This is a genomic window from Bifidobacterium sp. ESL0763 (assembly GCF_029433395.1).
Lineage (GTDB): Bacteria > Actinomycetota > Actinomycetes > Actinomycetales > Bifidobacteriaceae > Bifidobacterium.
The window spans coordinates 22,693-37,239 of the sequence record NZ_JAQTHW010000001.1; the positions used below are offsets into that span (position 1 = coordinate 22,693).

Here is a 14,547-nt window from a genome sequence, read left to right on the forward strand (position 1 = left end):
ATCTTGAATACAATGCTCACCTGTGCGTTTGCGCTTATGGTTTCGAGCATTATTACGATTCGTCAAGAAAACCATTGAAAAAGATTGTTTTTACACACCACTCCGCGACATACGTACTTTATTTATTAAGGTTTATCGCAGATAATCAGGAGCATGAATATGGATTCAAACGAAAGCCCAATCGAATGGCTGAAGCAGATCACTCACAGTGATTCCATCAACAAGATCTCGAAGCGCAGCGACATCCCCTATGCCACGCTCTACAAGCGCTTCAAGATGGACGACCTCGCCACCGACGAGATCATCGCCATCGCTCGTGGCTACGGCATCAACCCCGTCGACGCACTGGTGAAGACCCACGTGCTCAGCGAGGAGGAGGCTTCCGGCATCCGCGGAGCCAACGCACTCAAGCTGTGCACCATCCAGGACATCGCCCACGAGATCGTGCGTCGCGACGAATCGAAGAGTTGAGACCGAAGCCCTGACCGGGCTGGCGTAGACAACCGGAACAGCGAAGGCCGACGGCCGGATTCCAAGCATTCCAAGGGGAGATGCGGGAATCGGGCCGCCGGTCTTCTTGCGTTTCACGGGGCCATGGAAGGCAGGCGCCGAACCGTTGGCCTGAGCCGCGCGAGGCGAGTTCGGAGCGCATCCGCCGGCTCCGCGCGGACCTGCCTCACCGACGCTCAGCCGTGCGGCTGGGTCTCGGGCGGGATGACGGACTTATAGGGCTTGCCCTTGAACTGCTCGGCGTATGCACTCTTGGCCTTCGCCAGCAGGTCGGCGTCGGTGAGCGCATCGTATGCAGTCAGCGCGATGGTCTTGGCGGCCTGCACGAGTCCCTTGTGAGCCACACTGGACTGGCCGTTGGCCACCCACTGCCACGAATGGGCGGGCGTGCCCAGCGGCTCGAAGCCGCCGTAGTACTGCGCCGTGGGCGTGCACCAGCTCACGTCGCCGACGTCGGTGGAGGCCTGGCCCTTGGTGTCGGTGGTGTAGACCAGCGGGAACTTGTGCGTGCACATGCTCGAGCCGGCGAGCTCGCGCGCCTCGTCGTCGCCCAGGCTCGGGTCGGCGGCCTTCAGACGCTCGGCGAGCGGCCCCTCGAAGCCCTCGGGGTTGTTGGCCTGGATCCTGCGCTCGAACTCCAGCTCGTCGGCGGTAAGATCCAGCGGGCCGACCAGGTCGAGGTTGGCGTCCATGGCCTCGCTCAGCGGGTGGTTGGGCACATAGTTGGCGCACGCGGAATCGAAATCGATCGACATCGTGGTGTCGGTCATCATCGCGGCGCCCGTGCCGATCTTGACCACGCGGTCGTAGATCTCCTTGGCCTGCTCGAGGAACGGGGCGCGCACGAAGAAGTAGAGCGTGGAGGTGGGATGCACGACGTTGGCGGATTCGCCGCCGGCGTCGAGATAGGCGTAATGGATGCGCGCGGCGTCGATGATGTGCTCGCGCAGGAACTGCACGCCCACCGTCATCAGCGTGGCGGCGTCGAGAGCGTCGCGCCCCTGCTCGGGAGCCGCCGCGGCGTGGGCGGCGACGCCCTTGAAGCTGAAGTTGGCCTGCATCACGGCGAGGCCGGAGCCACCGGCGACCCCCGTGGTGTCGGCGGGGTGCCAGGTGAAGGCCGCGTCCACGTCGTCGAAGACGCCTTCGCGGGCCATGAACGCCTTGCCGTAGCCGCTCTCCTCGGCCGGGCAGCCGAAGAGCTTGAGCGTGCCCTTGAGATGCTGCTCCTTCATCAGGGTCTTCAGCGCCACGGCCGCGCCGAGGGCTCCGGTGCCGAGCACGTTGTGGCCGCAACCCTGCCCGGGCGCGCCGGCGACGAGCGGCTTGCGCTCAGGGTTGCCGGCCTCCTGGCTCAGGTTGCCCAGGGCGTCGTATTCGGCGGTGATGCCGATGACCGGCTTGCCCGAGCCGTAGGTGGCGGTGTAGGCGTAGTCCATGCCGGCCACGCCCTTCGTGATGTTGAAGCCCTCGCGCTCGAGGACCTTGTAGTGCTGCTCCACCGACTTCGGCACGGTGAACCGCGTCTCCGGGGTCTCCCAGATGCGGTCGGACGCCTCGATGAACTCGTCTTTCTTCTCGTCGACGATGTCCATGATCCGCTGCTTGTTGCCATCAACTGCCATGAAACACTTCCTTTCGAATCGTCCGCGGCCACCGACGGCCACGCCTTGCCTGTTGCATATCTCACCGAATCCATGCGAACGCTTCGACGCGCCCGGCACGTGGGAGCCAAATCGCAGGTCCCATCGGTTCTCACACCATAGGGCGGTCGGCCACGACGACACGCCGATGTGTCCACATGGCGGGCGCGGGAACGCGGGTTCCGGCTCGCGCGCCACCGGCTCCCTGCCACCAAGCGCCGCAGACACCGCCACCAAGCGCCACCAAGTGCACCACCGTGCACCAGGTGCACCGGCCACATCACCGCGCGAACCGTTCGCGCACGCCGAAATCCGCGAGCGCCACAAACCAGATGAGACACGCGGCCAACGAAACGACGGAATCCCAACGTTTCAGACACGTCGGAGAGCGCCTTGACGACATTGCCGCGGCGAGCGAGCGCCGAGATGCCCCTTGCGCTTTCGCGCCGCCTCCGTTATCATCGCAATCATGACATCGCAAATTCTATTCGCAGGCAACACCGCTGGGCTCGAGCGCACCTCCAGCCAGCGTTGTCTTCTCGGCCTGCCCGCGATGCCTTGTTGTCGCCGTTGATCGGCTGATTCACCCTTTCGCCGCGTTCCCTCGGGGAATTCGTCGGCACGAACCAGCAAACAGGCTGCTTTCCCCTGCCTTCGGGCACCCGCGTTCGCGCACCGTATCCGATGCGTCCCTGTCGAGGATTCCGGTTCCGGATTTTCCCTTATAGAGCCCAATGGCCATATAGGGAAACAAATCCCCGCACACGAACCGATACGCGATGATTCCCGCAACGGACGATCCGGCACCATCGCGTAACCGAACCGCAGCCATAACGCAGCCATACCGCAACCCCATAGCCCGCAGCCGCCGTCGCCTCGCCGATGGCCGGCCCGCGGATCACTTCAGAAACACCATCACCAGACCACCAGCCAAACCGACGGCAATACGACAACCAGACCGGCCGCGGCGGCACAATCGAAAGGAACATCATGTCAGCAATCCAGTGGGAGTGGACGGCGCTCGGCGTCACCGCGCTGCTCTTCGCGGGCCTCGCACTCCTGAGCATCAAGAAGAAGGCGGGCTTCAGCGTCCGGGTCATCATCGCCACGGCGCTCGGCATCGGCGTGGGCCTGGCGTTCAAGGGCCACACCACCTTCGTGGCCGCCTTCGGCATGGTGTGGTCGAACGCCATCGCCGCGATCGTGGTGCCGCTGCTGCTCTTCAGCGTCATCTCGAGCATCACCAACCTCGGCACCTCGCTGCGGCTCAAGCACATCGGCGTGAAGACGGTGGTCTTCCTGCTGCTCAACACGCTCACCGCCTCCGTGCTCACGCTCGGCCTGGCGCTGGCGTTCGGGGTGGGCAAGGGCTTCGACTTCAAGCTGCCGACCGACTACCAGCCCAAGCACGTGCCGTCCACGCTCGACACCCTCGTGGGCCTCTTCCCCACCAATCTGGTGAGCAACTGGGCCTCCAACCAGGTGGTGCCGGTGGTCATCTTCGCCATCCTCGTGGCCCTGGCCTACAACGGCGCGGCCTCCACCGCCAAGGGTGCCGCCGCGGTGAAACCCTTCAAGGCCTTCGTCGACGCGGGCAACGTGGTGCTTTCCAAGGCCACGCAGATCGTGGTCGGCTTCACCCCCTACGCCGTGCTCGCGCTGATCGCCTCGGCGGTGAGCAACAGCGACCTCGCCACGCTGCTGCCGTTGCTGCTCGTGCTCGTGGTGGCCTACCTCGCCATCGGGCTCCAGCTCTTCGTGGTGCAGCCGCTGATTCTCGCCGTCTCCACGCGCATGAGCCCGCTGCCGTTCTTCAGGCTCTACTGGCCGGTGGGCGTGGTGGCGTTCACCTCCGAAAGCAGCATCGGCACCATCCCCGTCACGATGCGCCAGCTGCGCCGCGGCGGCGTGCCCGGCGACATCGCCTCGTTCGTCTCCAGCCTCGGCGCCAACCTCGGCATGCCGGGATGCGCCGGGGTCTGGCCGACCCTGCTCGCCGTCTTCGCGGTGAACGCGATGGGCCTGAACTACACGCCGATGCAATATCTCATGCTCGTCGGCCTGACGCTGTTGGTCTCCATCGGCACCGTGGGCGTGCCCGGCACCGCGACCATCACCGCCACCTCGCTGTTCGCCGCGATGGGCCTGCCGATCCCGTTCATCGCCATCTCGCAGCCGATCTCGCAGATCGTGGACATGGGGCGCACCGCCCTGAACGTGGCGGGCTCGGCCAATACGGCCGTCATCGTCGCCGCCACCGAGCACGAGCTGGACCGCGACCTCTACCACGGGCGCAAGGAGTTCACCGACGTCGAGGAGAACGAGCTGGACCGCGAGGAACAGGGCGCGGGTGCGGATACCGATATGACTGGCATCGCGCCTGCCGATGACTCCGAAGCCACTGGCGCCTCCACCGTTACGGCTTCGGCCGCATCTGCAACCGATGGCACAACACCGAAAGCCACGCTCAACCTGAGCCAGTCGGCCACGCTGCTCGACTTCTCCCCGGCCAGCGCGCTCGACGGCCAGGACGAGGACATGTGCGGCATCAGGCCCGGCGCCCGGAAGTAGACAGACCTGCACGCACCCGGAACCTCAGAACATAGCAGACCGCGCGCCAGCGCGATGGCGGAACGTCATTGTTCCTGCATCGCGCCGACGCGCGGTCTGACGATGGATGGCAGCCGGCGATCATCCACCGGCTACCCGGCGATCACTCGCTTTTGCGGCTGCCGAGCTTCACGGCCGCGCCGGCACCGGCCAGCAGCAGCATCGCACCGGCCACGGCGGCGACGGTGACACCGGTCTCGGCCAGGCCGCCACGGTTGCCGTTGGCCTGCCCGCCGGCGATTCCGGAACCACGGACGAGCGCGGACTGCGCGTCCTCGAGCTGCACGTAATAATACGTGTAGTCGGGGTTGCTCCGCAGCATCTCGGAGGAGGCGGTGAGCGCCTGCTTGGCCTGGTTCAGCGCCTCGGCGAACACGCTCCACGAGTCGGCGGTGTAGTCCTGCTGCTTCAGCTTCTCGGCCTGCTCGACCTCGAGGCTCAGGTCGTTCCTGGTCTTCGGGGTGGTGGGCATGTCGGCGCCGGTCTTCTCGCCGGGCTTCGGGGCCTTGAGCCCGTCGACGGCGGCGTTGATGTCCTTGGTGACGGCATCGACATCCTGCTGGGTCAGGGCGTCACCGTTCTGCGCCTTGGTCTTGATATCCTGGGCCTCGGCGTAGGCGATCACGGCGTTGTACCACGAGAACTCGGTGTAGTGGATGTCGGTATCCACGCCGTCGAACCTGGCGTTCGCGGTGTTGAACTTGGAGATGTCGACCAAGGCGCCGGCCTTCGCGTTGAGATCGGAAAGCGCGGCATCCACCTCGGCCTGCGTGGCACTCGCGTTGTCGAGCACCGCCTTGGCGGCCGTACGCGCGGTGTCGAAGGCGCTGAAGCCCACAACCGCGAAATCGGCCTGCCGGTAGTCCTTCACCTTGTTATAGGCGGTCTGCAGAGCGGTCTTGCTCACACCCGGCGTGCTCGGCGGAGCGGGGGCGCTGGCCTCCACCAGCGCGGCGGCCTTCGCGTTGAGCTCGGTGACCTCGGCATCCACCTGGGCCTGCGTGGCACTCGCGTTGTCGAGCAACGCCTTGGCCTTGGCGAGTTCGCTGGCGAACGGAGCCCAGGAAGCGGCGGTGTAGTCGGACTCCTGCTTGTTCTTCACGGCGTCGTAGGCGGACTGCAGGGCGGACTTGTCGACGCTCGGCGTACTCGGCGTGGTGTCGGTCAGCAGGTTGGGGTCGAGGGCCTTGGTCGCGTCGTAAAGCTGGTCATAGGCCAAGGTGATCACATAGTCGCTATCGGAGGCGTGGCCACTCTCGAACTCATAGCTGGCGCTGTTTCGGGCATTGTTGAACTTCTGCCAGTTCTCGTTACCGGTGTAAGAGCTCTCCTGCACATCCTTCACCTTGTTATAGAGGGACTGCAGGTCGGTACGAGTCTTCAGGGGATCGGCGCCCGTGGGTTTGCCGGATTCCGCCTGTTGCAGATTGCCCGGATAACCCTGCATGATTCCGGTCATGTTGTCCACGGCAGCTTGGTTGCTGGCGCCAAGGGCGGTGTGGTCATTGGCGTCGTTGAGCATGTCCTTCGCTCTCTCGAGATCAATGGCGAAATCCATCCACGACCTCTGCGTATATTGCGCGGCATTGCCGGAAGCGTCGAAGAACGCCTTTGCCGCGTCATAGGCGGTCTGCAGATTGGACTTGTCGAAGTCGGACTGCGCCGAAACCGCCACGGCCTTCTTCTGCGAGGCAGCCTTCTTCGCCTGCTGTGCGATTGTCGTGCCGGCATCGCCCGTCGTCGGGGCCTGGTCGGCCGCCGCGAGTCCGACGCCGCCGAACAGCGTGCAGAACGCGGCGAACGAGGCGACAATCGTCGCCCTTCTTGTGTTCTTCATTCTTCGTCCTTATCTATGGGGTGACATACCAAACTAAAATTACCATATTTGATTCATTAATGTCTAATTGTGATACAGTGAAGCCAATTCTCATTTGCAAGGGAAAACGATTTCCGCATACCAGTACTTATCAGCATCGGGAAAGCCTCCATACACGCGGGGAACCAACGGTTCAACGAACCGACCAACGGCGAAGCCCGGCCAGATCAACCGACCTTCCGCAAACTTGCCCCCATGGATATCGCGTCGCATTCCGATTCCAAGTGGCTCGGATTCCATCCTCAAAACGTTTTATGCCATTCTCGAACCATGAGACCGTCGCCGGTATCGCCGCTGGCACGCTGGAATGACGGCCGAAGCCGGTGCCACAGCCCCGGTATCATGGGGGACATGAGCGACTTGAACGCGTTGAACCTGAAACCCGGGGCACTCGTCGGCGGATACACCCTGATATCACGGCTCGGCTCGGGCGCGATGGGGTCGGTCTGGCGTGTGCGCGACGACGGCGGGCAGGTCTACGCGATGAAGATCCTGCGCGACTCGCTCAAGAACGACGACGACACCGCCGATATCGCAGACGGCGACAACTACGCCCCCGGGCAGGATGGCCAGCTTCCGGCCAGCGAGGGCGAATTCCCGCACCGCCGCCACCGCCGCGACCCGCAGCTCACCGCCCGCGAGCGCCTGCGCCGGGAGGCCATGGCCCTGCGCCGCGTGCGGCACCCGGGGGTGTGCGCCATCGTCGACATGGAGCTCGACGACTCCCTGGCCTTCATCGTCACCGAACTGATCGAGGGCCGCAACCTGCGCGACGACGTGGCGGCGAACGGCAGGTACGTGGGCGAGGACCTCGAACGCCTGGCCCGCAAGCTCATCGAGGCCGTGCGGGCCGTGCACGCCCAAGGGGTGATCCACCGCGACATCAAGCCGACCAACATCATGGTCTCGGCGGCCGGGCCCGTTCTGGTGGACTTCGGCATCGCCATGAGCGCGGGCGAAAGCCATGTGACGCGCACCGGGCTGGTGATGGGCACCCCCGGGTTCATCGCCCCCGAGATCATCGACGGCGCCGAAAGCGGGGAGGCCACAGACTGGTGGTCGCTGGCCAGCGTGCTCGCCTTCGCCGCCACCGGACGGCCGGTGTTCGGGTCCAAGCCGATGATGACCGTGCTCGAGCGGGAGGCCAGCGGCAACGCCAACCTTGCCGGGCTGCCCGCGCGCACGCTCGCCGCGTTCCGTTCGGCGCTCGACCCCGATCCGGGCCGCCGCTGCACGCCGGAGGAACTGCTGCGGGCCATCACGCTGGATTCGCTCAATCCCTTCGAAGCCGACGGCGACGAGGATACGGCCGTGTTCGGCGACGACGGCAATGACAGCGACGGCGGCAACGGTGGCTCGACCGGCAATCCGGGGGCGATGCCCCCTTTTAGTCCGTCCGGCCCCGCCCGCGATGGCACCGGAGCACCACCGCCTCCGAACGCCTCCGGCAAGCCGGCGAACCTCAATACCACAGATAACCCCAGCGCCTCCGACGCGGCGACCGAGACCCTTCATCAGGCGGCCACGGGCGACCCGAGCAACCCGCGCTCGTTCTGGCGTGGCGACAAGACCGGCCAGGAGGCGATGACGCAAATCATCGCGACGGCACCACGAGCCAATCGGGCATCTTCCGCGGCCAGGCGCGACCCATCGCCCGACGACGGCTCGGATGGCAGCGCCACACGGGCTCTGTCCCCACAATCTCCGCCCACCCGGTCGCTGGCCCGGGAATCGGGAACACGGATGCTGGCGACCGCGGACGGGGTGCCGGAGACGCAAGCCTTCACCACGGCATATGGGGAACCGGCAACACAGGCGTTCACCACGGCGGACGGAGAGCCGCTCACCCAGGCGTTCCCGGCGCTTGACCGCAGCATGGTGCAGCCGCTGCGCCCGGCCCCGCAGGCAACGAACGAGGATGCGGCACCGAGCTATCCGAGTGCACAATATGCGCAGCAGGCACCGGCCGCCGAGCCGATGTCGTTGGCGCAGAATCCCGCCGACCTCAGGCGTCAGGCGCTCATCTCGCGCTCCACACTGCCGCTGTGGCTGCTCGCCCTGCCGATCGCCGCACTCGCCGCCGCTCTGCCCACCGTCTCGGCGCTGCTGGTCATCGTGCTGCTCTGGCTGCTACTCGCCATCGGCCATAGCGAGATGGCGCAGCTGCGGCGCGAGGAAAAGCGCGGGGGAGCGCGCAGACGCCACGACGCCGCGCTGCGCATGCTGGGCCTGCCGTGGCACGTGCTCAAGGCGCTGCTGCTCACCGTTCCCCGGGCTCTGCTGGTGGCGGCCATCGCCTGGCTGGCGCCCATCGTGGTCGACCTGGTGTCGGGCATGCCCACCGCCAATACCTTCTGGACGCTCGGCGGCTGGAACCTCGATATCCCCGTGCCCACCGCGCCGGGGGCCTCGTTCAGCGGTGGTATGCAGGCCGTGTTCGCCCTGGCCGCGTGGCTGGTCGTCGTCTTCACCGCTCGGCCGGAGGCCATTCGCATCGGCATGGGCACGCTGTGGGGGCTCAAACGCGATCCGGCGGAAGAGACCGCACCGGCCGCCGGCGAAAACGGCAATCCGAACGATTCCGTCCGCGTCAATGGCAACGGGGAAGTGATCGAAGGACAGGAAAACGGCATGACCGACGATAACGCCGATATCATGCCGACTGATGGCGAGACGGCTTCCGGCCCACGCCGGCGCCACGCGATTCGCAGGGGAGTGGTGCTGGCGCTTGGGATTCTCGCGCTCGCCGTCGCCATCGTGCTGCTGGCGCAAGGCCGGCCGATCGACTTCTTCCCGCTGCCCACGCCGGACCCCTTGGTCTTCTGACATATATAAGGTCTCCGAAAGCAGCGAACGCGTCCCGATACGCGCAACGCGCACGATGCTGAGCGAAAAGCGCGGCCCAAGTTCTTTCGCACCCGCTATTATGGCCAACAGTACGTGAATCTTCACCAACGTCTTTGATCATGATGGAAAAGGGATAGCATGTCACAGCCGAGCAACAAGCAGGCGCGCAAACGCCAGACGAGGGCCAACCGCCGTGCCGCCGAGGCCGCAGCGCAGAAGGCGCGCGAGGAGCAGGCCGCCCGCGAGCGCAAGCAGCAGACCACGATCGGCGTCATCGTCGTCATCATCATCGTGGCGCTCATCGCCATCATCGGCGCGGTCACCTTCCACCAGGTCAGCAAGAACAACGCCGAGCGCAAAGTGACCCCCGACCAGCTCTATTCCAAGCTGCAGAAAGCCAAGCCGCGGCCCGCCAACGCCAACAGCCAGGGCGGGTTCCTCATCTCCGAGAAGGGCATGAACAAGAAGGTGGCCGGCGCGCCGACCGTCGAGATATACATGGATCCGCTGTGCCCGGGCTGCGGCTCGCTGCACCGCCAGATCGACGACGACCTGCAGAAGATGGTCAACGCCGGGCAGATCAACCTGGTCTACCATTTCATGAACTTCCTCGACCAGGACTCCACCGACCACTATTCCAGCCGCGCCTCGGGGGCGGTGACCTACATCGCCAGCCACGATTCCGACACCTCGCAGGTGCTCGGCTTCGTCGCCAACCTCTACGAGGAGAGCTACCAGCCGAAGGAAGGCTCGGAATACCAGCCGACCAGCGACGCGCAAATCAAGGAGCAGGCCATCAAGGCCGGGGTGCCGCAGTCCATCGCCAACAAGGCGTTCGGCAGGCAGTACGACAAGTGGATCACGGCCGCCAACAACTACACGATCAAGCGCAGCGAACTCGCCTCGCCGTCGGGCACGAACGCGGGCAGCTTCAGCTCGCCGGTCGTCACCGTCAACGGCAAGATCATGGACATGGCCGAGCTCAACGAGATCGGGATGACGCAGAAGCAGGCGCTGCTCAAGGAGCTGGGCATCAAGGAGACCCAGATTGGGCAGAGCGGCGAGATGCCGTCCATCGGCGCCAAGGGCAAGCCGATCGCGCTCGACTGATGCGGGCGCCAGGCCGCTAGACCGCTAGACCACTGAGTCGCTCGGGCTATCGGTCACCTGGACGCCGAGTCCAGCGGGCCGATACCGCCAGCCAACAAAGCGGGACCACCGGGGTCATCAAGCCTCGGCGGCCCCATTTCATATAAGCCGGCGCCGGTGCCACTCCCGTATCTGCTCACAGTTACGCCATAAACGAGCCACTGACCGACGCTCAACGGCCCAAATATGGCGGGATTATATAGTTGCGCCATAAATGGGCCGCTCACTCGCACTCAGCGGCGTAAAAATGGCGGAATCACGAAAGGTCACCGCCGGACCGGGACGGCCAGCCTACGCGGTCTGCTTGGGGTAGGACGGCTTGTCCTTGGCGCCGAGCGTCGGCATGACGCCCTCGACGCCCACGCCGTCGTTGGTGAGCCCGATGGTCTGCAGGATCGCCTGCTTGTAGGTCAGCCCGCGGTCCGAGATCGCCGAGATGTCCATCATCGAGCCGTTGATGAGGACCAGCGGAGTGGTGATCTTGCCCGCGAACTCACCGGACTTGTTCTTCAGCTCGTCGCGGCGCAGCGTGTATTGCGCGGACGCCTGCAGCCAGGGCTTGTATTCCCCATCGAAGGCCTTGTCCGCGATGTTCTGCGGCACGCCCGCGCTCAGCGCCTGCTGCTTGAGCTGGTCGTCGCTGACGGGGCGGTAGTCCTGGTTCTCGGAGGGCTGGAAGCTCTCGGAGTGGATGTTGGTGAGGAAGTCGAGCAGGTGGTCCGGGTCCGGGTCATTGCTGGCGATGTAGGCCACGGCGCCCGAGGCGCGGGTGGAGTATTGGTCGCTCGAGCTGCCGTCGAGGAAGGTGACGGGGTGGATCGACAGGTTCACCTGGCCGGCGTCGAGCATCGAGCGGAACGTCTCGTCCATCTGCTGGTGCAGGACCGCGCAGCCCGGGCACATCGGGTCGGTGAAGATCTCGAGGGTGGGCGCGTTGGGCTCCGTCTTGCCGTAGCCGAGGTGGGAGAAGAGGATGCCGCCCTTGGCGTCGGCATATTTCGGCTTGAGTTTCACGGCCTGGAGGTCCTGGTAGGACTGCTGGACGGTGACGCTTTGGGCGACGTTGCGCTGGTGGATCGACTTGTAGCTCACCAGTCCGATCACCGTGATCAGCGCGATGACGAGGACCATGCCCACGAATCCGACGATGCGGCGCTGCCGGCGCTCTTTCTTCTGCTGCTCGCGGTGCGCCTGCAGCAACAGCTGACCGGCATCAAAGTTAAAAGGCGTATTCGACCCAGCTCCAGACAAATAATCATTGTCATGCCGTGCCATCAGATCCCCTTCCCTGGCTCAGCATCTCTCCGAAGGAGGTCCGCCTCCATACGCGGAAGGGACTGGATTCGACTTCCACATATCATAACCAAACACTTCTTCACATGTTCTGATTGCGAAACAAATCGTATGACCTAACTCACAATCATTCCATATCTGACTGCAATATATCAAAATTCATCCATTTTTCCGCTCTGCCTATCGTCGATTGAACCGACTTTGCGTAAAACGCAACAATTTTCGCGTACTGGCTCGTAATGTATACAAACCCTCCACTTTGTCCGCAATCCCGCAAGGCTCTACCTCAGAGCAGAAATCGTTGCCATCAGCTAAATACGGCGCTCTTCCACAGATTTTTGAGACAAATTATAATGAATCCGTCGCGTCTTGTTCTTGACGTGAAAACCATTCTCGCCGATGCGGATTATATGCAATCGACACCGCCTCGCGCAGCGCGACATGCAACTGGCGCTAAAAATGAGATACCCAACGTGCATTACGACAATTTCACCTATAGTGTTCAATAGTGACTGATGCCGTCATCAGATATGATGATTCTTCACAAACATCATACGATTCTCTTCGAAAGAAGCGGGTCAACGGTGGATGTGAGAAGCCGAGCAATCGGCTGGTACTGCTAAAATAAAGTAGCGTTTGGTCGTTTCCGGATGCAGATCCGCTGATGACCGTGCCTCCTTAGCTCAGATGGCCAGAGCGGCCGCCTTGTAAGCGGCAGGTCGTCGGTTCGATCCCGACAGGAGGCTCACGAACGCGAGGGGGCTAGGTTTTAGTGCAGTCGCACAGGCGCGATGTATCGTCTGGCCATAGATAACTCTTAGCTCGAGTAAGTATGGTGGTCTCTCCAACTCGAGACCGCCATCGAAGTGGCGAAACTCCCCCAAATTGCTTTGCCCTTCGGGGGGCGGGATAATCCCCTTCATTCCCACCCCTCTTCCCCTTTATTCTTTCCTTATTCTCTCCTCTCCTCCGAGGTGCGCAGGCGCCGAAACCATGCATCAAATCTGAATGTTTTTCAATGAATACGAAGCGCCCGTGCATTCGTGTCCGCCAGCGGTTAGACTGTGAAACAGTACCGGAAGAGTATGCGATTGCTCGGAAAATCGCCGGATCGGGGGATGAACGATGGCACGTCGATGGACACCGCAGCGCTTCATCAAGCTGAGGCGCATTCGCGTGATGGTGACCGCCGCGGCGGTGATGCTCGCGAGCGTGGGGACGTTCGCGGTGACGACGCGCAAAAGCGTGGCGCTCACGGTCAACGGCGAGACGAAGACCGTGACCACCTATGCCAACAGCGTCCCGAGGCTGCTGCAGGAGCAGGGCGTCAAGGTCAAGACCCATGACTTCGTGCAGTCGGCGCAGGGCACGCAGAACCTCGTCAACCACGACGTCGTCACCGTGCGCAGCGCCTACCAGACCACCATCACCATCGACGGGCGACAGGTGCCCTTCTGGACGATCGCCACGAGCGCCGACCAGCTGCTCGGCTTCTTCAAGCAGAGCGACAAGAACGCCGCGAAGGTCACCGTCAACGTCACCAACGTCTACAACCAGCTCACCGGCGGGCTCGTGATCAACAAGGCCGGCCCGGTCACCGTCATCGCCGACGGCAAGTCGTCGGTGGCGCCCAACGGCAAGCTCACCGCGGCCTCGATCCTGGACTCCAAGAGCATCACGCTCGGCAAGGAGGACCGGGTCAGCGTCGAGGACGACAACGGGCAGACGGTGCTGCGCGTGCAGCGCGTCACCCACGGCCAGCAGACGCGCAACGTGGCCATTCCCTTCGCCACGCACAACGTGGTCGACCCCAAGCTGCAGCCGGGCCAGTCCGTGATCGAGCGGCAGGGGCAGAACGGCAACAAGCAGCAGATCTTCGACGTGACCTACGTCGACGGCGTCGCGGAGAGCGAAACGCTCAAGTCCGAGAACATCACACAGGCGGCCGTCGACGAGGTCATCGCCACCGGGCCCACCGCCGGCTCGAACGGCGGCAGCAACCAGGGCAACGACTCCTCAAAGAACAAGGACAAGGGCAAGTCGGACGCCGACACCGGCAAGGCCGACGCGGATGCCAACAGCAGCGCGGGGCAGGCCACCTCCGGCGATGTGTCCGGCGGCGATTCGCCCAGCGCGCCGGGCAACGGCGGCGGCAGCGCCGCTCCGGATCCAGCGCCGAACCCGACGCCGACAATTCCAACTCCTCCGGCCCAAGGTTCGTTATGGCACGCCACGCCCGCGCAAGCACAAGCTTACGCAGTTGGAGCCGCAGCTCAATACGGTTGGACTGGTGCCGATTACGAAGCTCTGGTTTGGGTCTGGAACCATGAATCGGGCTGGAGTTGGTCAGCTGGCAATCCATCCTCAACTGCATATGGGATTCCTCAAATCCTCTACTACTACTTGTACACAAGTAGGACGGATTGGCGCGACAACGCCCAAACCCAGGTAGATGCCGGACTGTACTACATCGCGGGCCGCTATGGCAGTCCGTCGAACGCCAAGGCGTTCTGGCTGAATAACAACTGGTACTAAAGCGAACAAATTCCACTCACCAAAGTCTCGATTGCCGCGTCAACATTCGCTGACGTGGCAATCGTCGTATTCGGCCGGTTTATA

8 protein-coding genes and 1 tRNA gene are annotated in these 14,547 nt (G+C 63.7%); 6 read left to right on the forward strand and 3 right to left on the reverse strand.

The window, feature by feature from the left end:
• The first annotated feature begins 159 nt into the window (after window positions 1-159).
• Complete coding sequence (locus PT282_RS00075) at window positions 160-471, forward strand: hypothetical protein (protein WP_277167531.1); 312 nt, start codon at window positions 160-162, stop codon at window positions 469-471.
• A 215-nt stretch (window positions 472-686) separates the two neighbouring features.
• Here PT282_RS00075 and PT282_RS00080 read toward each other — a convergent pair whose 3' ends face one another.
• The gene (locus tag PT282_RS00080; protein WP_277167532.1) at window positions 687-2,135 is read right to left on the reverse strand and encodes an amidohydrolase; all 1,449 of its coding nucleotides are present in this window, start codon (window positions 2,133-2,135) and stop codon (window positions 687-689) included.
• Window positions 2,136-3,143: 1,008 nt separating this feature from the next.
• Between PT282_RS00080 and PT282_RS00085 the strand changes: the two genes are divergently transcribed.
• Window positions 3,144-4,724 carry a dicarboxylate/amino acid:cation symporter gene (locus PT282_RS00085; protein ID WP_277167534.1) on the forward strand — a complete coding sequence of 527 codons (1,581 nt, stop codon included), beginning with the start codon at window positions 3,144-3,146 and terminating at the stop codon, window positions 4,722-4,724.
• Window positions 4,725-4,866: 142 nt separating this feature from the next.
• On the opposite strand, the gene PT282_RS00090 is transcribed toward PT282_RS00085, so the two are convergent.
• Complete coding sequence (locus PT282_RS00090; protein ID WP_277167535.1) at window positions 4,867-6,600, reverse strand: hypothetical protein; 1,734 nt, start codon at window positions 6,598-6,600, stop codon at window positions 4,867-4,869.
• A 381-nt stretch (window positions 6,601-6,981) separates the two neighbouring features.
• On the opposite strand from PT282_RS00090, the gene PT282_RS00095 reads away from it, so the two are divergent.
• Together PT282_RS00095 and PT282_RS00100 are read left to right on the forward strand one after the other, a co-directional pair.
• Window positions 6,982-9,465 carry a protein kinase gene (locus PT282_RS00095; RefSeq protein WP_374114112.1) on the forward strand — a complete coding sequence of 828 codons (2,484 nt, stop codon included), beginning with the start codon at window positions 6,982-6,984 and terminating at the stop codon, window positions 9,463-9,465.
• A gap of 159 nt (window positions 9,466-9,624) precedes the next feature.
• Complete coding sequence (locus PT282_RS00100; RefSeq protein WP_277167538.1) at window positions 9,625-10,596, forward strand: thioredoxin domain-containing protein; 972 nt, start codon at window positions 9,625-9,627, stop codon at window positions 10,594-10,596.
• Window positions 10,597-10,926: 330 nt separating this feature from the next.
• On the opposite strand, the gene PT282_RS00105 is transcribed toward PT282_RS00100, so the two are convergent.
• On the reverse strand, window positions 10,927-11,910 hold the full coding sequence (locus PT282_RS00105; RefSeq protein ID WP_277167539.1) for a thioredoxin domain-containing protein: 984 nt from the start codon (window positions 11,908-11,910) through the stop codon (window positions 10,927-10,929).
• 690 nt (window positions 11,911-12,600) lie between these two features.
• Here PT282_RS00105 and PT282_RS00110 point away from each other — a divergent pair.
• Together PT282_RS00110 and PT282_RS00115 are read left to right on the forward strand one after the other, a co-directional pair.
• Window positions 12,601-12,674, forward strand: a tRNA-Thr gene (locus PT282_RS00110).
• 379 nt (window positions 12,675-13,053) lie between these two features.
• Window positions 13,054-14,463: a G5 domain-containing protein gene (locus tag PT282_RS00115; RefSeq protein WP_277167541.1), complete on the forward strand. Its 1,410-nt coding sequence runs from the start codon at window positions 13,054-13,056 to the stop codon at window positions 14,461-14,463.
• The last annotated feature ends 84 nt before the right edge of the window (window positions 14,464-14,547 follow it).